The sequence below is a fragment of the Streptomyces sp. 7N604 genome (assembly GCF_052245475.1).
In the GTDB taxonomy this organism is placed as follows: Bacteria; Actinomycetota; Actinomycetes; order Streptomycetales; family Streptomycetaceae; genus Streptomyces.
On the sequence record NZ_JBQQBX010000026.1, the window covers coordinates 114,201 to 133,217 of the forward strand.

Consider the following 19,017-nt stretch of genomic DNA (forward strand, 5'->3'; position numbering starts at 1 on the left):
GGGGAAGTTTTTCTTCTGCACAGCCGGTGGACGGGAAAACCGCAGATCAGAGCCGTCGGCACGAGGTGATTGTGTGTTTGTCCACAGCGTCGTCCCCCGAGCCGTGCACAGGTTCGGTGAGCTTCTCCACAGGATGTGCTGCCTCGTCCACATGGCCTGTGGATAACCATCTTGGCTGACGGTGCGGCCCGCCCTACCGTGGTGCGGCGCCCGCCTCCCGTTCTGGCCTCATCGTGCCTTCCGGGGCCTGCCCGGACCTCTTGAGTTGACGTGCCGTAACCGGAGCCGGGCTGCCTTGTTTGTCAGAGGCGTGCCGTAAGAAAGAGGGCACGGCGAGCCGGGTGTGCGCCGGGTCCGGAAGGGCCCGCGTCGCGGACGGGAGGAGGTGCAGGGGTGAGCCAGCAGGAGATGGAGGACCCCTGGGCGGCGGACGCCGGTCCGAGCGACCGCCTCCCCGCGTCCCGGTCCCGCCGCGGCGGCGACGAGCGGGGCCGGTTCGGCGACCGCCACGACCGCGGCCCGGACGGCTGGTCGGGGGGCGGCGCAGGCGGCGCGTCAGGCTTCGAGCGGGTGCCGCCGCAGGACCTCGACGCCGAGCAGTCGGTGCTCGGCGGCATGCTGCTCTCCAAGGACGCCATCGCCGATGTGGTGGAGGTCCTCAAGGGCCATGACTTCTACCGCCCGGCGCACGAGACCATCTATCAGGCGATCCTCGACCTCTATGCCAAGGGCGAGCCCGCCGACCCGATCACCGTCGCCGCCGAGCTCACCAAGCAGGGCGAGATCGGGCGCGTCGGCGGCGCCTCGTATCTGCACACGCTGGTCCAGTCGGTCCCGACGGCCGCCAACGCCGAGTACTACGCGGAGATCGTCCACGAGCGGGCGGTGCTGCGCCGGCTCGTCGAGGCGGGCACCCGCATCACGCAGATGGGGTACGCGGCGGACGGCGACGTCGACGAGATCGTCAACAGCGCGCAGGCCGAGATCTACGCGGTCACCGAGCAGCGGACCAGCGAGGACTACCTCCCGCTCGGCGAGATCATGGAGGGCGCGCTCGACGAGATCGAGGCCATCGGTTCGCGCAGCGGCCAGATGTCGGGCGTACCGACGGGCTTCACCGACCTCGATTCGCTGACGAACGGGCTGCATCCGGGCCAGATGATCGTCATCGCGGCCCGCCCCGCGATGGGCAAGTCGACCCTGGCCCTGGACTTCGCCCGGTCCTGCTCGATCAAGAGCAATCTGCCCAGCGTGATCTTCTCGCTCGAAATGGGGCGCAACGAGATCGCGATGCGGCTGCTGTCCGCCGAAGCGCGCGTGGCGCTGCACCACATGCGGTCCGGCAGCATGACCGACGAGGACTGGACGCGGCTCGCCCGCCGTATGCCGGACGTGTCCGCCGCGCCGCTCTACATCGACGATTCGCCGAACCTGTCGATGATGGAGATCCGCGCCAAGTGCCGCCGCCTGAAGCAGCGCAACGATCTGCAGCTGGTGGTCATCGACTACCTCCAGCTCATGCAGTCCGGCAACTCCCGGCGGCCCGAGAGCCGTCAGCAGGAGGTCTCGGACATGTCCCGTAACCTCAAGTTGCTCGCCAAGGAGCTCGAGGTCCCGGTCATCGCGCTGTCGCAGCTGAACCGTGGTCCTGAGCAGCGGACGGACAAGAAGCCGATGGTGTCGGACCTGCGCGAGTCGGGTTCCATCGAGCAGGACGCCGACATGGTGATCCTGCTGCACCGGGAGGACGCGTACGAGAAGGAGTCCCCGCGCGCGGGCGAGGCGGACCTGATCGTGGCGAAGCACCGCAACGGCCCGACCGCGACGATCACCGTGGCCTTCCAGGGCCACTACTCCCGCTTCGTGGACATGGCCCAGACCTGAGGCCGCGGCATCTCCGGTGGTCCTCCGGGGCTCCTCCGCCGCTCGTCCGCCGCCGGCCGGTTCCGGTCGGGCTCAGGCGAAGTCGGTGCCGCGGCTGACCGGTTCCCACGTGAGGAGCTCGTCGCGTACGCGGTCGGCGTGGGCCTTGAGCGCGTCGACAGCGTCGTTGCCGAGGGGGAGCCGCAGGGGTGGCTGCTCCGCGTTCAGGGCGGTGAGGATGGCCGCCGCGGCTTTGGCGGGGTCCCCGGGCTGTGTGCCGTGCGAGGCGGAGAGGGTCGTACGGACCCGGCCGACGATGTCGTCGTACGCCGCCAGGGCCGCGGATTCGGTCAGCGCGCTGCCGGCGAAACTGGTCCGGAAGGAGCCTGGTTCGACGATCAGCACCCTGATCCCGAAGGGCTCGACCTCCTGGGCCAGGGCCTCGGACAGACCCTCCAGGGCGAACTTGGTCGCCGAGTAGGCGCCGACCCCGGCGAAGGAGTACTGACCGCCCATGCTGCTCATCTGGACGATGGCTCCCGAGCGCTGCTGCCGCATGTGCGGAAGGACCGCCCGGGTCAGTGCGGCGGGGCCGAAGAGGTGCACCTCCATGAGTGAGCGCAGTTCGCTGTCGGTGGTTTCCTCGACCGCGCCGACGTGTCCGCGCCCGGCGTTGTTGACCAGCACATCCACCCGCCCGTACCGGCGGACGACCTCCTCGACGACGGCGGAGATGCGCGCCGCGTCCGTGACGTCCAGGGCGAGGGCCTCCACCCGCCCGGGGTGTGCAGTGGCGAGGTCGACGAGAGGCTCGGCCCTGCGGGCCGTCACGACGACCGTGTCGCCCGCCGCCAGCGCCGCTTCGGCCAGGGCGCGGCCGAAACCGGACGACGCACCCGTGATCAACCAGACCCGCTGTTCCGTGCGTTCCGCTTGTTCCGTGTCTTCCGTGCGTTCCGTGCTCACTTCAGGACTCCCATCGGGCTGGACCGTACGGCACCACCGCGTGCCGGGCTGCCGTGTGATCCAGCGTCGTGGGCGGTCGGCCGGCAGGTTCCCTACATGCATGCATAACCGGTCGGCATGAAAGCCGACACCTGGCCGTCGCACTGCCGCACTGTGTCAGCATCACCGCCCCCAGGATTTCGGGTTCTGATGGCAGGTCAGTAACAAGCCGGGAAGCCTCAACTCGCCTACCAATAACGGACATGGCTACCCATCGGTAACTTGCGACTTGCGCCGACCCCCGCCGATCGTGCAAAGATCCTTCCGTCACCCGGAGCGAGTGTGTGATTCCGTACGGAAAGGCCCCCCTCTTGTTTGCTTCGTTCGCCATGCCTGCAGCTGTGCGCCTGCCGCGCACGGCGATGGCTCGGCGTGCGCTGCTCGTGGTCCTCTTCCTCGGGGGCCTGATGGGGCTGGCCATCCTCTTCGGCGGCAGTGCGCACGCCGCGGAGTCCGAGTCCGACGGCTCGTCGAGTGCCGGGCAGCTTCTCGAGCCCGCCGCCGAGATGCGGCAGCAGGCCAGGGAGCACTTCTCCGCGTCGGAGGCCCGGGCCGACGAGCGCCGTCACGCGGACGACGCGAACACGGACGCGAACACGGACGCGGACGCGGACAAGGACGAGGACCCGTCCGCCGAGCAGCGGCAGGCCATGAAGGACGCCGTCGCCGAGACGGTCCGGCCGATCACCGACCGGACGGAGCAGCTCGCCCACCCCGTACGTGACCTCGTCGAGGACACCACGGACGCCGCCGGTCTTCCCGTGGAGCTGCCCGAGGGCCTCCAGGGCGGCGACCAGCAGCTGCCGGGCACCGGTCGGCCCAGCCTTCCCGGTGGGCTGGCGTCCGGCAGCGACGGCGTCGCCGGAGCCGTCACCGCGGGCAGCCGTACCGACCTGGGCGACGCGTCCGCCGCCTCGTCGCACGACTGCGCGGGCTCGGCGGAGCAGGAGCAGCCCGGTGGTGCGGACGAGCACCGGAAGCAGCTCCCGGCGCAGCTTCCCACGCCCCCCGCCCCGAGCGGTTCGGCGTACCAGCACGCCGGAGACGGCAGCGGCCCCCGTGGCGGGGACGCGCACGCCGCCTCCCCGTCCGGCGCCCCGCGCTTCGGCCTCGCGGCCGGCGCGATCCGCGCGGCGAGCACGACGCCGACGCGCGACCGATCCTCCGAAATTCTCGAATTCCCGGGCTAGGGCAGGCCGTTCCCCCGCCATTGGACCTGCCGCGCGGGGGCGGAACAGGTCTGCCCAAACCCCGAAGCTCCTGAGTTCGAGTTCGAAGGAATCCCCCCATCATGCGTAAGAACTTCCGCCGTTCCATCCTCGTCGCCGCCACCGCGACCGGTATCTGGGCCCTGGGTACCGCCGCCGCCTCCGCGGCCGAGGTGCCCGACGCGCCGTCCACCGGCTCCGTCACCGACGCCGTGAAGAGCACCACGTCCGGCGTGACCGACAAGGCCGGCTCCGTGAAGAGCAAGCTGCCGTCCGGTGACGCCGACACCGTCAAGGACACGGTCCAGGGCACGGCCGGCAAGGTCACCGGCACCCTGAGCGGCGTGACCGGCAAGGCCAAGGACACGCTGGGCGACGCCAAGGACCGCCTCGGCGACGCGCCCGACGCGCCCGACGCGAAGAAGGCTGCCAAGAAGGCCGCGAACAAGGTCAGCAAGGAGGCCCGCAAGGCCAAGAGCAAGCTGCCCTCCGCCCCGTCGGCCCCGTCCGCGCCCTCTGCCCCGTCGGCCCCGTCCGCGCCCGCGGTCCCGTCCGCCCCCTCCGGCAAGCTGCCTTCCGCCCCGGCCAAGCCCTCCGCCCCTAACACCGGCGAACTGCTCAGCGCTCTCGCCGCCGCTGGCGCGCGTCCCGAGCAGCCGGCCACCACCGCGCAGGGCGCCGTGGCCACGGCCCGTCCGGTCGCTGAGGAGGTCGCGACCGAGGTGCTGCCCCCCGTCGCCCGGAAGGTCGTCGTGAAGGTTCTCCCGGTGGCCGAGCAGGCCATCGGCGGTGTCGGTGTCGTCGCGGGCAGCGCGAGCGGCCAGACGGCGCCGTTCGCGAAGAGTGTCGCCGCTGACGTGGCCCCGCTGGCGAAGGGTGTCGCGGCCGACGCGGCGCCGTTCGCGAAGGGTGTCGCCGCCGATGTGCAGATGTTCGGGCAGGGCGTCGCGGCCGACGCGAAGCCGTTCGCGCAGGGTGTCGTGGCCGATGTGAAGCCCTTCGCCCAGGGCACTGCGGCTGACGTGAAGCCGTTCGCCCAGACCCTGGTCATCACCGTCGCCGCCGACGCCCAGGGCGTTGCGGGCAACACCGTCACCGGCGTCAAGGGCCTGGCCCCCGCCGCCCCGGCCGGTCCGGTCGACCTGACCGACGCCGCCAACATCCCGGCCCTGCCCTCCTTCGGCGCTGCTCCGGCGGTTCCGGCCGCTCCTGCCGCTCCGGCTGTTCCTGCCGCTCCGGCTGCGCCCTCCTTCGGCTGGTTCACCGCCTGATCCTGAGTTCCCGTTCCGTACCTGATTCCGGCGGATCAGAGACGGCTGAGCTGTCAGCTCGGAGACGTCCGAGCTGACAGATCGGGAAGAGCACTGACGTACGGGCGGCCCCCTTTGGGGAGGGGGCCGCCCGTCGGCATGTGGTCAGAGGGCAGGGCGCCCCGGTAGAAGTGACCCCCATGAGCGAGTCGTTCGAAGATCTGCTGCCCGCCACCCGCCGGGCCCTGTACCACCGGATCGCCACCGCACAGGCCGACGGCCGCGCCCCCTCACTCGTAGGGGCGGTGGTACGGGAGGGGCGTGCAGCCTGGACCGGGGCGCGCGGCTTCGTCGACGGCCGGGAGCCGGACGGCGATACGCAGTACCGCATCGGCTCCATCACCAAGACCTTCACCGCCGTCCTGGTGCTCCGGCTGCGCGACGAGGGGCTGCTGGACCTCGCCGATCCGCTGGCGAAGCACCTCCCGGGCACCAGCACCGGCACCGGCAAGCGCATCCGCACCCGCACCCGCACGGGAACCGCCGCCGACCGAGGCGCCGACGAGGTGACGATCGCTCAGCTGCTGGCGCACACCGCCGGACTCGCCGCCGAGGCGCCGGGCCCCTGGTGGGAGCGCACCCCCGGAACCCTGCGCCCTGCCCTCTCCGATGTACTGGGCGAGCAGCCGTTGCGGCACCCCTCCGGCAGGATCCACCACTACTCCAACCCCGGCTATACGGTGCTCGGTTCCCTTGTCGAGGAGCTGCGCGGCGAGCCCTGGGAAGTGGTGCTGGGCCGGGAGGTGCTCGAGCCACTGGGCATGACGCGCACGTCGGCGCAGCCCCTGACCCCGTACGCGCACGGCTGGGCGGTGCATCCGTGGGCGGACGTCCTGTTGCCCGAACCGGCCGAGGATCTCGGGTTGATGGCGCCCTCCGGGCAGCTGTGGTCCACGGCCGCGGACCTCGCCCGCTGGGCGCGGTTCCTCGCCGAAGGCGACGAGCGGGTGCTGAGCGCCGAGACCGTGGCCGAGATGCGTACGCCCGCGGCGGCGCCCGGCAGCGACAGCTGGGACGCGGGATACGGCCTCGGGCTGCAGCTCGTACGCCGGGACGGCCGGACACTCGTCGGGCACACCGGCTCCCTGCCCGGTTTCCTCGCCACTCTGTGGGTGAGCGTCGAGGACGGACTGGCCGGGATCGCGCTGGCCAACACCACATCGGGACCTCTGATGAGCGGGCTCGCCGCCGATCTGGTACGGATCACCGCCGAGCGCGAGCCCCGCATCCCCGCGCCCTGGCAGCCGCTGTCCGAGGCCGATCAGGAGCTGCTGGCGTTGACCGGCCCCTGGTACTGGGGGCCCGCGCCCTTCGTGCTGCGCCTTGAGGCCGATCGGGCGCTGGAGCTGGTACCCCTGTCGGGCGCGGGCCGAGCCTCACGCTTCCGGGCCGAGGAAGACGGGACCTGGACCGGCCTCGACGGCTATTACGCGGGCGAGACGCTCCGCGTCGTGCGCAGCTCGGACGGCCGGGGCAGGGATCACGGAGTGGGCGCGGTGACCCATCTCGACCTGGGGTCCTTCGTGTTCACGCGCGAGCCGTACGACGCCGCGGCGCCGGTGCCGGGCGGTGTCGACCCGAAGGGTTGGCGGCCCGCGCCCGCGCGGCCTTCGTCGTGAATCGGTGACGCTCTGTTTCACGTGAAACAGAGCGTCACGATGAGAGCTCCCGCTCCAGGGGTGTGCGGAAGCGGGGAGTGATCCGGGCCGGGGCCGTCCAGTCGGAGAGACCGTCGCGGCATCGGTGGCGTGCAGGCCGACGACGGCGTCGGCCGCCTCCTCGGCGGTGGCGGCCCGGTGGGCGGGGACGAGGCGGTGCCGGGCGCCGAGCCTGGCGCGGCGCTCCTCGGTGCCGATCCGCCGCGGCGTGCCGCTCATCGCGTACCTCCGTCGTCCTCGCCGCGCTCGCCCCTCGTGTGCCGCCTGCGCTCACGGTACGGGGACCGGCCGACAGAGGCGGTCACAGCTTGAGCTTGAATCCGATGTGGGAGCCGGTGAAGCCGAGGCGCTCGTAGAAGCGGTGGGCGTCGCCGCGGGTGGCGTCGGAGGTGAGCTGCACCAACTGGCAGTCCTGGCGACGGGATTCCTCGACGGCCCACTCGATGAGCCGGGTTCCGAGGCCGTTGCCGCGCTCGTCGGCGTGGACGCGTACGGCCTCGATGACGGAGCGGGTGGAGCCGCGGTGGGACAGGCCCGGGATCAGGGTGAGTTGGAGCGTGCCGACGGGCCGTCCTTCGCGCTCCGCGACCACGAGCTTCTGGTTCGGGTCGGCGGCCAGCCGCTCGAATGCGCGGTGGTACGGGGCGAGGTCGCCGGGGGTCTCGCGCCGCGCGCCGAGCGGGTCGTCGGCCAGCATCGCCACGATGGCGGGTATGTCGCCCGGGACCGCCGGGCGGATCACGAGGTCGCTCATGCGGGCAGGTTACGCGGCTGCCTGACGGCTGCCGGACCTTCCTCGGCCCTACGCGGGTGTCGCCTCAACCGACGCGGACTCCGGCTCGGCTATGGGCCGTTGCTCGGATACGGAACGCTGCATACGGGCCGTCGCTCGGATACGGGCCCCCTGCTCGGATCCGGGCTGACGCTCCGATACGGACTGCTGCTCCTCCACGGGCTGTCCTCCGGCACGGGCTGTCCCTCCGGCGCGGGCTGTTCCTCCGGCGCGGGCTGCTGCGGCCGGGACCGGTGCCGCCGGGCCGATCGCCTCGACGGCCGCGACGAGGGCGCCAGCTCCGGCACCTTCGCTGTCTCGTCCAGCGCCTCGCGCAGCGCCGTTCGTTCGTCGGGCGGGCCGCCTCGAGCAGCTTCCGGCCCTCGGCGGTCACGTCGGTGTAGATGCCGCGCCGGTCGATAGGGCAGAGGTAGCGGGACAGCAGGCCGCGGTCCTCGAGCCGGTTGACCAGGCGAGTGGTCGCGCTCTGGCTGAGGACCACCGTGTCGGCGAGCCGGTTCATCCGCGGGTGGCCGCCCTCGCCGTCATGCTGCCCGCTCAGCACGTCCAGTACGGAGAACTCGCGGACGCTGAGGTCGTGCGCGGCCTGCAGGGCGCGCTCGATGTGCGCCTCGATCCTGCGCCCTCGTCTTCGCTACCGTCCCGCCGCTGCAGAAGCGGGTGCTGGACCAGGCGGCGGGCGCGCCGACTCTCGCCTCTGCCGTCATCATCGGCGCGTTCAACCTCGGCAACGCCCTGGCGGCCTGGCTCGGCGGAATGGTCATCGCGGCCGGGTTTCGGTTACACCGCCCCGAACTGGGTGGGCGCGGTGCTCGCCGCCTCGGCGCTCGCGCTCGCGATGCTGTCCGGGGTGCTGGAGCGCCGGACGGACGGGCGCGGCGGCCGCGTCGTGACGGGCGGGCTCGCGGCGTCGCAGCCCTCGGCGGACCGCGAGCCGACGGCCGCGACCCGCCGCTGGCCAGGCACCGAACCTGCTCGTGAGCGCACCGGGGCGCTCCGGCCCAAGGGCCGCGCATTGCCGGGCACCCCGGGAGTCCCGGTGCGGGCGGACCCGCCTACTCGGCCCAGGGGAGACGGCGGCGTTCCGCGCTTCCCGGGGTCGAGGCCGTACCCCCTGCGGCCATCGCGACCAGCGCCTCCGCCGCCTCCCCCTCCGTACGGAACCGCCGTTCCGCGCCCGCCGGGACGATCACCGTCTTCCCCGCCCCGACCGTCTCCGTCCGGCCGCCGACGGTCACCGTGAGCGAGCCCGAGAGCAGGGTCCACACCTGCTCACGGTCGATCTCGTGCACCGGTCCCTCCGCACCCGCAGCCATGCGGACCCGCCAGGTGCTCAGCTCGGCGCTCCCCTGGCTGGGCGCGGCGAGGCCGGTCATGGCGGCGGCCGGGGTGCGGGTGGTCCGGGCCTCGCTCTCGCTGATGACGTACATCCGGCGACCTCCTTCGTGAGTCAAGCGGCTTTACTCATCTTAGAGTAAAGCCACTTGACTCACGAGGTGTCAAGATTGCGGCGTGCGTCCAGACGATCGACTCGCCGGTGCCGAGCTGACCTACCTCCTCGGCATGGCCTTCCAGTTGCTGCTCGGCGAGTTCAACGGCCGGTTGGCAGAGGCCGGATACGGCGATCTGCGGCCCGTGCACGGCATGGCCTTCCAGGTTCTGCGCGATGGGGGCGCCACCAGTTCCGAACTGGCCGAGCGGCTCGGCGTGACCAAGCAGGCGGCGGGACAGATCGTCGACGACCTCGAACGGCGCGGCTACGTACGCCGCGAAGCGCATCCGGCGGGCGGCCGCCGGCGGCTCGTCGTCCTCACCGGCAAGGCCCACGAGCATCTGTCGGTCGCGGGCCGCACGCTGCACGCCCTGGAGGCCGAGCTCGCCGAGCACGTCGGGGAGCGCGATCTCACCGCGCTGCGCACCGAACTCGCCCGCGTCATCACGGAGTTGACGGACGGCGGTGCGCTTCCGCCGCTCCGCCCGCTCTGGTGAGGGCGGTTCCCGACGCAAACCGACGGTGTGTCAGCCTTTGCTAGCCGAGCGCCACCATCAGCGGTGCGAAGCGGCGGCGGTGGTCCCCGGGGAGGATCGAAGCTCCGTGGACCATCAGGGTGTTGGCCGTGACGGGGGTGACGCCGCGAGTGTCCAGCCAGCTCTCGAGCGCCGCGTGACGGGTGTCCACGTCCATCCGGACCTCCCCCTCCGTACGGACGGCAAGGTCGGCGATCAGCCGCTGGGCCGTGCCGGTGTTCTTGGCGACGACCGGGCCGATCACCGTGTTGTGCACATTGCGCCAGGCCGCGGCGAAGCCGGTGAGGCGGCCGCCCGGCCCCTCGGTGACGCGGACCTGTTCGACGAACGCGGGCAGCCGGGTGAGCAGGTGCATCCGGTCCGAGCCGAAGACCTCGGCGTCGAGCTCGAGGATGGCCGGGAGGTCCGCCGCCGTCGCGCGCCGGGTCGCTTGCGCCGCACTCGCGGGGACGGGTGGCTCGGGCCGGAAGCGTCCCGTACGCGTCGTCGAGCGGCTCACCGGTCTGAAGCCGAGCTGCTCGTACAGCGACCGGCCGGACTCGGTGGCGTAGATGAAGACCGGTGTTCCGGCCGCCTCCTCCAGCGCGTGGGTCACCAGGCGGCGGCCGAGACCGCGCCGCGCGTGCCGCTCGGCGACCAGCACCATGCTCACGCACGCCAGCTCGCGGCCGTAGCGGGTGAGGACGAAACAGCCGATCAGACCGTCGCCGTCCGGGTCGTCGATGCCATAGCCCGTACCGGCGGTGAGCAGCAGCCGCCACTTGCGGTTCTCGCGCGACCAGCCCCGGTCGGCGGAGAGGTCGAGGCAGCGGGGGAGGTCGGCGGGGGACAGACGGCGGATCGGTGCGGTCGTCAGCAGCGTCATGAAGTCAGGCTGTCCGACGCGGTCTTCGTCCGTCGACCGGATTTGCCAACGCCAGAGGAACGTGCGGTGTCGCGTGCGCGACGGCCGCGCCGGGTCAGCCCCCAGGGCTTGAGGACCGAGATCGCCGTGACGAAGACGTACGTCGCCGTGGCGACGGACGGTGCGATGACCAGGTCGGTGGCCACGGACCCGACCGCCTGACCGGACGCCACGGCGGCCGCCGCGTGGTCGATGCTCGAGCGCAGCGCGACGATCGAGGCGATGGTCGCGGCGAGCGTGAGCCAGAACTTGGTGCAGACCCAGCGGTGCCGGGCCAGGCCCCAGGGAGTGCCCAGCGACAGCACCAGCCCGCTGAACAGCGACAGCAGGCTGACCGGGACGATCAGCCAGTCACCGAAGATCTTCATCGAGCGGTACGCGGCCTCGGTGGTGGCCGGGTCCGGTGTCCTCACGGCCGTGATGCCGAGGACGAGGAGGGCCGCGGTCAGGCCGAGCCAGCCGACGGACGCGCTGACATGGACGACGAGGAAGGCCCGGCGGGCCGGGCGAGGAAGCTGCTGCATGACTCCCACGCTCGCGCGGGCGGCGCTCGACGTCGTCGCACAGCGGGAGTATCCGCGGGGCCTCCGCCCGTATGACGCGGACGGATCTGTGCCGCGCGCGGTCATGCGTACGGGGCCCGGGCGGTCGCAGCGGCCGTGGACCGTGCGCCTAGGCTCGCCGCATGGCGAGACTGCACCTGTTCGACCTGGACGGCACGCTGCTGTACGGATCGGCCGCGCCGGTCGAGATCTCCCGGCAGCTCGGCCTGGCCGGGGAGATCGCCGAGCTCGAGCGGGACTTCGCGTCCCGGAGGATCGATCCGCCGGAGTTCGCGCTCCGCGTCCGCGAGTTGTGGGCCGATCTCACCGAGGCGCATGTGACGGCCGCCTTCGAGGGGGCGCCGTGGCTTGCGGGCATCCGTGAGGTGTGGGCGGACATCCGGTCGGGCGGCGGCTATTGCGCGGTGATCTCGCTGTCCCCCGGCTTCTTCGTCGAGCGGCTGCTGGACTGGGGCGCGCACGCGGCGTACGGGTCGCGCTTTCCGGCGGTGCCCTTCCGCGAGCCGGTCGACCCCGCCGGCATTCTCTCCGCGGGCGCGAAAGTGACCATCGCGGACGAGCTGTGCCGGACGTTCGGAGTGAGCCGGGCGGATTGCGTGGCGTACGGCGACTCGATGTCGGACGCGGCGCTGTTCGGCGCGCTTCCGGTGTCGGTCGCGGTGAACGCGGATCACCACCTGAGCGGGCTCGCCTCGTATGCGTATACCGGGCGTGATCTCCGCGAGGCTTACGAACTGGTGCGTAACCGCAGGTAATTCATTACTCAACAGTTGCCAAGCGAATTCCTCGAAATGTGGGCGAGATCACGAGAAAACGCGGTGTATCCGTTAGTGCGCGAGATCGGGACTTGTGGTTTCAACCGGGCCCGGTATGGTCGAGTCCGGTTCGGCCGTGTAAGGCTGCCGACGAAGTCGTGGGGATGTGCCAGCTTAACGGGAACACGGCCGCCGTTACCCGGACTTCCGGCTATTTGTCCGAGGAAGGGACGGGAAGTGGCACGCTGCATGGCAGGGAAGTGCGGCCAATGTCACACCAGAGGGCGTTTGTCCGCTTCGTGTTGACTTGCTGGGGTTGGTGTGAGTCCTAAAGAATTCTGATCCGCAGCAGTGAATTACCGGCACATTCCGTCTTCGGAAGTGCCATGACAGGCCATGACCGACCGAATGACGACCGAAAGACGTTCGAGGCGAGGCAGACCATGGACGCTCCGACCACGACGCCGGCCGATAACGGTGGCTCCGGCGGGGACGGTGGGGACTGGGGCTGGTTCACCCCGACTGCGGGCCGGAAGCGCAGCGCTCCCGAAGGCGGGGACGGGAATCGGGATCAGAACCAGGACCAGGGGGACGACCGGATACCCAGCCGCCCGGTGAGCGCGATACGGCCGGTGGGCGGCCGCGGCTCAGAACGCCACCCGGCGCAGGAGCCGCCCGCGACGCGGGGCGGGGCCGCCACGCGGGACGCCGGCGACGAACACCAGCGCACGACCGACCGGAGCCCCCGCCAGGGAGGCGCCCCGGAACCCGGCGACGCGCCCCCGTCCCCGTACGTCGCGCACCACCCCGGGCCCGCCCCCCAGGGAGGTTCGCCGTCCGCGGACTCCGGCTCCCCTCATGCCCCGGGCGCCGGTGGGCCGGCCCCTGCCGGACCGCGCACCACGCCCCCCTACTTCGGCGCAGGCCAGGACACCGCCGCCCCCACCGGGCCGCGCGAGCACGGCCGCCCCGCCCCACCCGGCGACCAGCGGATCGCCCCCGCCTCCCCGTACTCGGGCAGCATGCCGGACTCCGGCACGCTCGGCGTCGGCACGGGCGGCTCCGCGGCGCGGTCCGCGCGTCCGGGCGGAGGGACCGGCCACGTCCCGGCGGCCCCGGCCGCGGAGGGATCGGGCGCCGGGTCCGCGTTCTTCGGTCCGGGGGCGGGAGCCCGCCCTGATGGTCCCGGAGCGCCGGGCCAGAGCGCCCCGGCCGCGAGTGGCCGCCCGGTGGCGGTGGACGATCGCCGGCCCACCGGTCCCGCGCCCGGGACGACGGGCCTGCCGACCGAGCACGCACCGGGGCCCGCCCGGGCCACCGACCCCGGCCACGGCGCGCCCGCCACCGCGCCCGGCGACCGCAGCGAGGCCGCCAGCAACACCGCAGCCGGTGCCGCATCCGCCGCCCCCGCCGGAGGCGAGCCCGCCTCGCCCGACGCGATCCTCATCCGCCGCACCATGGCCGAGATCGAGCCCATCGCCGACAAGGTCACCTCGTACTTCTACGCGATGCTCTTCGTCCGCCACCCCGACCTGCGGGCCCTCTTCCCCGCTGCCATGGACACCCAGCGGGATCGTCTCTTCAAGGCGCTGCTCACCGCTGCCAAGCATGTCGACGACGGCGAGACCCTCACTGCGTACCTCGCCAACCTCGGCCGCGGCCACCGGAAGTACGGCACCCGGCCCGAGCACTACCCCGCCGTCGGCGAGTGTCTCCTCGCGGCGCTCTCGCGGTACGCGTCCGAGAGCTGGGGCCCGGAGACCGAGGCCGCCTGGATCCGCGCGTACACCGCGATCTCGCAGATCATGATCGACGCGGCGGCCGCGGACGAGCTCCGCGCCCCCGCCTGGTGGGAGGCCGAGGTCGTCGCCCACGACCTGCGCACCTCCGACATAGCGATCATCACCGTGCGCCCCGACCAGCCGTACCCCTTCCGTGCGGGCCAGTACGCGACCCTGGAGACCCCCTGGTGGCCGCGCGTGTGGCGGCACTACTCCTTCTCCTCGGCGCCCCGCCCCGACGGCCTGCTCTCCTTCCACGTCAAGGCGGTTCCGGCCGGCTGGGTGTCCAACGCCCTCGTCCACCGCGCCCGCCCGGGCGACATCATCCGCCTCGGCCCGCCCGGCGGCTCGATGACCGTGGACCACAACACCGACAGCGGCCTGCTCTGCCTGGGCGGCGGCACCGGCATCGCGCCCATCAAGGCACTCGTCGAGGATGTCGCCGAGCACGGCCGCAAGCGGCCCGTCGACGTCTTCTACGGCGCCCGCAGCGACCACGACCTCTACGACATCGACACCATGCTGCGTCTCGAGCAGGCGCACTCCTGGCTCTCGGTCCGTCCGGTCGTCGCCGACGGCCCGACCCCGGCGGGCGGTCTGAGCGGCCCGCTCCCCGAGGCGGTCCGGCAGTACGGACCCTGGAACGCGTACGACGCGTACCTCTCCGGCCCGCCCGGCATGATCCGCAGCGGCGTCGACACCCTGGTCGGTATCGGCGTACCCTCCCACCGCATACGGCACGACTCCATCGAAGAACTGGTCGCGGCCGGGCCCGGCCAGGGTGTGTGAGAGGAAGACAGATGGGCCCCGAGCACAACCGGCAGCGGGAGCGGCGGGAGCGACCGGGGCATGAGGCGGTGTCGGTACGGTCGGCCGTGCGGCCGGGCAGCGACGGTGAGCACGCGATCCAGGAGCGCATGGGCACCGCGGAGCGCGCCGACCGGTTCTACGACGAGCAGGTCCTCGACCGGCTGAACGACCGGATGCGGGAGTTCGTCCGCCGCCAGGAGATGTTCTTCCTCGCCACCGCCGACCGGCACGGCGAGTGCGACAGCACCTTCCGTGCCGGTCCGCCCGGGTTCCTCCAGGTCCTGGACGACAAGACCCTCGCCTACCCCGAGTACCGGGGCAACGGCGTGCTCGCCAGCCTCGGCAACATCGAGGAGAACCCGCACCTCGGCATCCTCATGGTCGACTTCGTCCGGGACCGGATCGGCCTGCACGTCAACGGGCGCGCGCGGATCGTCCCCGACGCCGACATGCGCACTGCCCACGCCGGCCTGCCGGTCGACCCGGTGCCCGGCCGCCGCGCCCAGCTCTGGGTCGAGGTCACGGTCGAGGAGGCGTACATCCACTGCGCCAAGCACATCCCGCACCTGCAGAAGGTCCCGCCGCAGCAGCGTGGTCGCCGGGCCTGGGGCACGGACGACTACAAGCGCAAGGGTGGCGACTTCTTCGGCGCGGCTGCCGGGTCGGCCGAGCGCGCGCCGTACCAGCGCGAGGCGCCGGCGGCCGAGCAGGACGAGCGACGCGAGCAACGCGGGCTGGACGAGCTGCGCGACCCCGGCGGGCGGCGCGGGCGGCGCGGGCGGCACGAGCGACCGCAGGGCGATGCCTTCCGGGAGGCGGCGGAGCAGGTCCTGGCGGATGCGCGGCAGCGGCGCGAAGCGGGCCCGGAGGAACAGCCCTTCACTGGCTGGTTCGCCTAGGACCGAAGCGCCCCGGCCCAGTTCCGGCGCACCCCCTGTCCGGTACGACCCAGTTCCGGCACGCCCCCGGTCCGCCTCGGCTCAGCCGAGGTCCGGGGCGTGCATGGCGCATACGCCCTCGATGTTGCCGTCCAGGTAGTGCCGCAGGGACAGTGGTACGACCTCCACGGAGGCGATCCCCACCCGCGTGAAGGGGATGCGCACGATCTCGTACTCCCCGCTGGGCTCGTCCACCTCGGGCCCGTGCCGCCGCGAGGTGTCCATCGACTCGAGCCGGCAGACGAAGAAGTGCTGCACCTTCACCCCGGTCACGCCGCCGTCGCTGATGTGCTCGACGGTGTCGACGAAGACCGGCACGACATCGGTGATCTTCGCGCCGAGCTCCTCGTCCAACTCGCGGTGCAGTGCGTCGACGACGGTCGCGTCCTCCGGCTCGACGCCGCCGCCCGGCGTGATCCAGTACGGCGGGCGGCCCGGCTTGGTGCGCTTGATGAGGATCATCTCGTCGCCGTCGAGCAGGATGGCGCGAGCGGTGCGTTTGACCACGGGTCGAACGGTCATGGAGGAGATGTGGCCCGCGGCGGGCCGCCCGAAACCGTTCCGAGAGGAATCCGGAGGAAGTCGTTCCCCCATGGCGCCGCGCCCCGCGCCCTCGCGCCGGCGGTCACCAGTCCACCGCGGCGCGCAGCAGCCACTCGTGCGCCCGCGCGATGTGCGGCAGCGCGAGCGTCCCGGCCCGTACCGCCAGGAAGTACGTGCGCAGCGGCGGCACCGGCGGATCGAGGAGGGCGACGACCTCCCCGGTGTCCAGCGCGTCCTCGCACAGGTACCGGGGCAGTACGGCGAGCCCCGCCCCCGCCGCAGCGCAGGTCAGCACCGCGCGCAGGTCGGGGGCGACGACCGTCGCCGGGGCGGCCGGTTTGGCGTCGAACACCGTGGCCCAGTAGCGGGAGACCAGCGGCAGGCTCTCGTGCACCTCCACCACCGGCAGCTGCTCCAGCGCCTCAGCGCCCCGCACCTGGCAACCGCCCGCGGCGCCGATCCGCGCAGCCCACCGGGGCGAGGCGACCAGTACGTGCTCCTCGTCGCACAGCGGAGTCGAGGTGAGCAGGCCGCCGCGCGGACGGGCGGTGGCGATGACGAGATCGTGGTGCCCGGCCGCGAGCCCGTCGAGCGTCTCCTCCGCGCTCCCGAAGGAGGTCCGCAGCGCGAGCCCCTGGCCGATGAGCGGGGTGAGCGCGGGCAGCGCGCGTAAGGCGGTGAACTCGGGCGGGCCCGCCAGGTGGAGGGTGCGCCCGGCGGTACCCTCGTCGAGGCCCGCCTCGGTGATCTCCAGCAGCGCGTCGAGGTGCGGCGCGACCTTGTGGGCGAGCTCGTCCCCGATGGTGGTGGGGGTGACGCCACGCGCCCTGCGGAGGAACAGCGGGCGCCCCAGCTGCCGTTCCAGCGAACGTATCTGGCTGGTGACGGCCGGCTGGGAGAGGCCGAGGAGCGCGGCGGCGCGGGTGAAGGACCCTGCGCGGTGCACGGCGACGAACGTACGGAGCAGGGCCAGATCCATGCCCACCCCTCGTGCTCGACGGCGCCGTCTCAAACCGATGCCAACTATAAATTTGTCGATAGGTCTGTGTCGCCGGTGTGATTGGACACTGACGCAGAGTCAACTAGCCTTGATTTCACGGTTCGTTGCTCGCTGAACCGGGGCGGCTCGAGCCACGAGGGGGGAGGTTCGAGCCGCCCGACGACGCCTCCGCGGTGCTCCGCTGCGCCCCGCTCACTGGCCGGCAGCAGCCTCGTCCAGCGCACGCAACACGTCCGCCACCAGGTCCTCCGCGTCCTCGACGCCCACCGAGAAGCGGATGAACCCCTCCGGCACCGCGTCCCCGCCCCACCGCCCGCGCCGCTCGGCCGTGGACCGTACGCCGCCGAAACTCGTCGCGTCGTCCGCGAGCCGCAGCGCGGCCAGAAATCGCTCCGCGCGCTCCCGGTCCGGCAGCGTGAACGACACCACGCAGCCGAACCTGCCGCCCCGCATCTGCCGAGCCGCCACCGTGTGCGCGGGGTCGTCCGGCAGCCCGGGGTGGCGCAGTCCGGTCACCTCGGGGCGGCCGCGCAGCGCCCCGGCGAGGGCCAGGGCGTTCGCCGCCTGCCGGTCGACCCGGAGCTGCAGCGTGGCCAGTGAGCGGTGCGCGAGCCAGGCCTCCATCGGGCCGAGAATCGCACCCGCCGTCCTGCGCCACAGCCGTACGTCCGCCGCGAGCTCGCGGTCGCGGCAGCTGACGTAGCCGAGGAGCAGATCGCCGTGGCCGGTCAGAGCCTTGGTGCCGCTGGCCACCGAGAAGTCCGCGCCGAGCTCGAGCGGGCGCTGGCCGAGCGGGGTCGCGAGCGTGTTGTCGACGGCGACCAGGGCGCCCGCCTCATGGGCGGCGTCCGCGAGCCGCCGGATGTCGCACACGTCCAGGCCGGGGTTGGACGGCGACTCGATCCACAGCAGCTTCGCGCCGTCCAGGTGCTTGATCTGCGCGTCGCCCGCGGTCGGCGCCGTGCGCACCTCGACCCCGTACGCCTCGAGCCGCTCGCGCACCAGCGGCAGCGCCTGGTAGCCGTCGTCCGGGAGCACCACGGCATCGCCGGTCCGCGCCTGGGACAGCAGCACGGCGGAGACCGCGCCCATGCCGGAGGGGAAAACGGAAGTCTGCACGTCGTCCGCGCCCGGCGCCTCCAGTTCGCCGATGGCCCGCTCGAGCCCGGTCCAGGTGGGGTTGGAGTCGCGGCCGTAGGTGTACGGGCCGATGGGCTCGCCCGGCAGGTGGTAGTGCGCGGCGAAGACCGGGCCCGGCATGGCCGGCTCGTACGCCGCCGGCTCCGGCAGGCCGGCCCGTACGACGCGGGTTCCGTCACCGGTCATGTGCGGCCTCCTGGCTGTCTTCGAGCGTGGTGCGCACCGCGTCGAGCAGGGCTTCCGCGGCGGGCTCGATCAGGGCGAGGCAGTGCTCGAAGCCGTCCGCGTCCCCGTCATAGGGATCGGGAACGTCCGGGACGTCGCCCGTGCCGCGGACGTAGGAGAGGAGCAGCCGCACCTTCGCGGCGTCCTCCGGGGCGGGGGCGAGCCGCCGCAGCTCCCGGACATGGCCACGGTCCAGGGCGATGACCAGGTCGCGCTCCGCGAACCACTCCGCCCGGAACTGCCGTGCGATGTGTTCCGCCTCGTAGTCGTTCGCGGCCAGGACGGCGACGGCCCGCGTATCCGCGCTCTCGCCCGCGAACCAGCCGCCGATGCCGGCGCTGTCCACCTCGACCCGCCCGTCGAGCCCGGCCTCCGCCACGCGCGCGCGGAAGACGGCCGCGGCCATGGGCGAGCGGCAGATGTTCCCGGTGCACACGAAGCACACCCGGTACGGGGGACGGGACGACGAGCTCATGGGCCCATCATCCGTCAC

General features: G+C 72.5%; 17 protein-coding genes and 2 pseudogenes. 9 read left to right on the forward strand and 10 right to left on the reverse strand.

Going from position 1 to position 19,017, the window contains the following annotated elements; translation table 11 throughout:
* Positions 1 to 408: 408 nt before the first annotated feature.
* Entirely contained in the window at positions 409 to 1,884 is a 1,476-nt protein-coding gene (dnaB, locus tag ACTWP8_RS27115) for a replicative DNA helicase (protein ID WP_443324750.1), read from the forward strand.
* A gap of 72 nt (positions 1,885 to 1,956) precedes the next feature.
* On the opposite strand, the gene ACTWP8_RS27120 is transcribed toward dnaB, so the two are convergent.
* Complete coding sequence (locus tag ACTWP8_RS27120) at positions 1,957 to 2,829, reverse strand: oxidoreductase (RefSeq protein ID WP_443324722.1); 873 nt, start codon at positions 2,827 to 2,829, stop codon at positions 1,957 to 1,959.
* A gap of 368 nt (positions 2,830 to 3,197) precedes the next feature.
* Here ACTWP8_RS27120 and ACTWP8_RS27125 point away from each other — a divergent pair, with 368 nt between their 5' ends.
* The 3 genes from ACTWP8_RS27125 to ACTWP8_RS27135 all read left to right on the forward strand — a co-directional run bounded on the left by ACTWP8_RS27125 (position 3,198) and on the right by ACTWP8_RS27135 (position 7,005).
* Positions 3,198 to 4,058 (forward strand): hypothetical protein, encoded by an 861-nt coding sequence (locus ACTWP8_RS27125; RefSeq protein ID WP_443324723.1) that lies wholly within the window; start codon positions 3,198 to 3,200, stop codon positions 4,056 to 4,058.
* Between the two features lie 101 nt (positions 4,059 to 4,159).
* Positions 4,160 to 5,347, forward strand: a complete 1,188-nt coding sequence (locus ACTWP8_RS27130) for a hypothetical protein (protein WP_443324724.1) — start codon at positions 4,160 to 4,162, stop codon at positions 5,345 to 5,347.
* Between the two features lie 179 nt (positions 5,348 to 5,526).
* The gene (locus ACTWP8_RS27135; RefSeq protein WP_443324725.1) at positions 5,527 to 7,005 is read left to right on the forward strand and encodes a serine hydrolase domain-containing protein; all 1,479 of its coding nucleotides are present in this window, start codon (positions 5,527 to 5,529) and stop codon (positions 7,003 to 7,005) included.
* 340 nt (positions 7,006 to 7,345) lie between these two features.
* Here ACTWP8_RS27135 and ACTWP8_RS27140 read toward each other — a convergent pair whose 3' ends face one another.
* Entirely contained in the window at positions 7,346 to 7,798 is a 453-nt protein-coding gene (locus ACTWP8_RS27140; protein WP_443324726.1) for a GNAT family N-acetyltransferase, read from the reverse strand.
* Positions 7,799 to 8,071: 273 nt separating this feature from the next.
* Positions 8,072 to 8,456 (reverse strand): annotated as a pseudogene (locus ACTWP8_RS27145) (MarR family winged helix-turn-helix transcriptional regulator); the annotation flags it as partial.
* A gap of 2 nt (positions 8,457 to 8,458) precedes the next feature.
* On the opposite strand from ACTWP8_RS27145, the pseudogene ACTWP8_RS27150 reads away from it, so the two are divergent.
* Positions 8,459 to 8,762, forward strand: a pseudogene (locus tag ACTWP8_RS27150) (MFS transporter); the annotation flags it as partial.
* 130 nt (positions 8,763 to 8,892) lie between these two features.
* Here ACTWP8_RS27150 and ACTWP8_RS27155 read toward each other — a convergent pair.
* Entirely contained in the window at positions 8,893 to 9,267 is a 375-nt protein-coding gene (locus tag ACTWP8_RS27155) for a cupin domain-containing protein (protein ID WP_443324727.1), read from the reverse strand.
* Between the two features lie 133 nt (positions 9,268 to 9,400).
* Here ACTWP8_RS27155 and ACTWP8_RS27160 point away from each other — a divergent pair, with 133 nt between their 5' ends.
* Positions 9,401 to 9,826, forward strand: coding sequence for a MarR family winged helix-turn-helix transcriptional regulator (locus ACTWP8_RS27160; protein WP_443324751.1), 426 nt, complete (start codon positions 9,401 to 9,403; stop codon positions 9,824 to 9,826).
* A 40-nt stretch (positions 9,827 to 9,866) separates the two neighbouring features.
* On the opposite strand, the gene ACTWP8_RS27165 is transcribed toward ACTWP8_RS27160, so the two are convergent.
* Complete coding sequence (locus tag ACTWP8_RS27165; RefSeq protein WP_443324728.1) at positions 9,867 to 10,730, reverse strand: GNAT family N-acetyltransferase; 864 nt, start codon at positions 10,728 to 10,730, stop codon at positions 9,867 to 9,869.
* Positions 10,727 to 11,293 carry a DUF2269 domain-containing protein gene (locus tag ACTWP8_RS27170; protein WP_443324729.1) on the reverse strand — a complete coding sequence of 189 codons (567 nt, stop codon included), beginning with the start codon at positions 11,291 to 11,293 and terminating at the stop codon, positions 10,727 to 10,729. Before ACTWP8_RS27170 ends, ACTWP8_RS27165 begins: the two co-directional genes overlap by 4 nt.
* A gap of 161 nt (positions 11,294 to 11,454) precedes the next feature.
* Between ACTWP8_RS27170 and ACTWP8_RS27175 the strand changes: the two genes are divergently transcribed.
* The 3 genes from ACTWP8_RS27175 to ACTWP8_RS27185 all read left to right on the forward strand — a co-directional run bounded on the left by ACTWP8_RS27175 (position 11,455) and on the right by ACTWP8_RS27185 (position 15,577).
* The gene (locus ACTWP8_RS27175) at positions 11,455 to 12,087 is read left to right on the forward strand and encodes an HAD family hydrolase (protein ID WP_443324730.1); all 633 of its coding nucleotides are present in this window, start codon (positions 11,455 to 11,457) and stop codon (positions 12,085 to 12,087) included.
* Between the two features lie 443 nt (positions 12,088 to 12,530).
* Complete coding sequence (locus ACTWP8_RS27180; RefSeq protein ID WP_443324731.1) at positions 12,531 to 14,657, forward strand: globin domain-containing protein; 2,127 nt, start codon at positions 12,531 to 12,533, stop codon at positions 14,655 to 14,657.
* An 11-nt stretch (positions 14,658 to 14,668) separates the two neighbouring features.
* Complete coding sequence (locus ACTWP8_RS27185) at positions 14,669 to 15,577, forward strand: pyridoxamine 5'-phosphate oxidase family protein (protein ID WP_443324732.1); 909 nt, start codon at positions 14,669 to 14,671, stop codon at positions 15,575 to 15,577.
* An 81-nt stretch (positions 15,578 to 15,658) separates the two neighbouring features.
* On the opposite strand, the gene ACTWP8_RS27190 is transcribed toward ACTWP8_RS27185, so the two are convergent.
* From ACTWP8_RS27190 to ACTWP8_RS27205, 4 genes are all read right to left on the reverse strand, one after another.
* Complete coding sequence (locus ACTWP8_RS27190) at positions 15,659 to 16,138, reverse strand: NUDIX domain-containing protein (protein ID WP_443316088.1); 480 nt, start codon at positions 16,136 to 16,138, stop codon at positions 15,659 to 15,661.
* A 103-nt stretch (positions 16,139 to 16,241) separates the two neighbouring features.
* Entirely contained in the window at positions 16,242 to 17,138 is an 897-nt protein-coding gene (locus tag ACTWP8_RS27195; protein WP_443324733.1) for a LysR family transcriptional regulator, read from the reverse strand.
* A gap of 213 nt (positions 17,139 to 17,351) precedes the next feature.
* Positions 17,352 to 18,485: a cystathionine gamma-lyase gene (locus ACTWP8_RS27200; protein WP_443324734.1), complete on the reverse strand. Its 1,134-nt coding sequence runs from the start codon at positions 18,483 to 18,485 to the stop codon at positions 17,352 to 17,354.
* Positions 18,475 to 18,999, reverse strand: a complete 525-nt coding sequence (locus ACTWP8_RS27205) for a low molecular weight protein-tyrosine-phosphatase (RefSeq protein ID WP_443324735.1) — start codon at positions 18,997 to 18,999, stop codon at positions 18,475 to 18,477. The genes ACTWP8_RS27200 and ACTWP8_RS27205 overlap by 11 nt, the downstream gene beginning before the upstream one ends.
* Positions 19,000 to 19,017: the final 18 nt, after the last annotated feature.

What these genes read in the sequence shown, in the direction of transcription:
- dnaB (WP_443324750.1), top strand. Translation starts at nt 409, where the DNA reads ATGGAGGACCCCTGGGCGGCGGACGCCGGTCCGAGCGACCGCCTCCCC.
- ACTWP8_RS27125 (WP_443324723.1), top strand. Translation starts at nt 3,198, where the DNA reads ATGCCTGCAGCTGTGCGCCTGCCGCGCACGGCGATGGCTCGGCGTGCG.
- ACTWP8_RS27130 (WP_443324724.1), top strand. Translation starts at nt 4,160, where the DNA reads ATGCGTAAGAACTTCCGCCGTTCCATCCTCGTCGCCGCCACCGCGACC.
- ACTWP8_RS27135 (WP_443324725.1), top strand. Translation starts at nt 5,527, where the DNA reads ATGAGCGAGTCGTTCGAAGATCTGCTGCCCGCCACCCGCCGGGCCCTG.
- ACTWP8_RS27140 (WP_443324726.1), bottom strand. Translation starts at nt 7,798, where the DNA reads ATGAGCGACCTCGTGATCCGCCCGGCGGTCCCGGGCGACATACCCGCC.
- ACTWP8_RS27155 (WP_443324727.1), bottom strand. Translation starts at nt 9,267, where the DNA reads ATGTACGTCATCAGCGAGAGCGAGGCCCGGACCACCCGCACCCCGGCC.
- ACTWP8_RS27160 (WP_443324751.1), top strand. Translation starts at nt 9,401, where the DNA reads ATGGCCTTCCAGTTGCTGCTCGGCGAGTTCAACGGCCGGTTGGCAGAG.
- ACTWP8_RS27165 (WP_443324728.1), bottom strand. Translation starts at nt 10,730, where the DNA reads ATGACGCTGCTGACGACCGCACCGATCCGCCGTCTGTCCCCCGCCGAC.
- ACTWP8_RS27170 (WP_443324729.1), bottom strand. Translation starts at nt 11,293, where the DNA reads ATGCAGCAGCTTCCTCGCCCGGCCCGCCGGGCCTTCCTCGTCGTCCAT.
- ACTWP8_RS27175 (WP_443324730.1), top strand. Translation starts at nt 11,455, where the DNA reads ATGGCGAGACTGCACCTGTTCGACCTGGACGGCACGCTGCTGTACGGA.
- ACTWP8_RS27180 (WP_443324731.1), top strand. Translation starts at nt 12,531, where the DNA reads ATGGACGCTCCGACCACGACGCCGGCCGATAACGGTGGCTCCGGCGGG.
- ACTWP8_RS27185 (WP_443324732.1), top strand. Translation starts at nt 14,669, where the DNA reads ATGGGCCCCGAGCACAACCGGCAGCGGGAGCGGCGGGAGCGACCGGGG.
- ACTWP8_RS27190 (WP_443316088.1), bottom strand. Translation starts at nt 16,138, where the DNA reads ATGACCGTTCGACCCGTGGTCAAACGCACCGCTCGCGCCATCCTGCTC.
- ACTWP8_RS27195 (WP_443324733.1), bottom strand. Translation starts at nt 17,138, where the DNA reads ATGGATCTGGCCCTGCTCCGTACGTTCGTCGCCGTGCACCGCGCAGGG.
- ACTWP8_RS27200 (WP_443324734.1), bottom strand. Translation starts at nt 18,485, where the DNA reads ATGACCGGTGACGGAACCCGCGTCGTACGGGCCGGCCTGCCGGAGCCG.
- ACTWP8_RS27205 (WP_443324735.1), bottom strand. Translation starts at nt 18,999, where the DNA reads ATGAGCTCGTCGTCCCGTCCCCCGTACCGGGTGTGCTTCGTGTGCACC.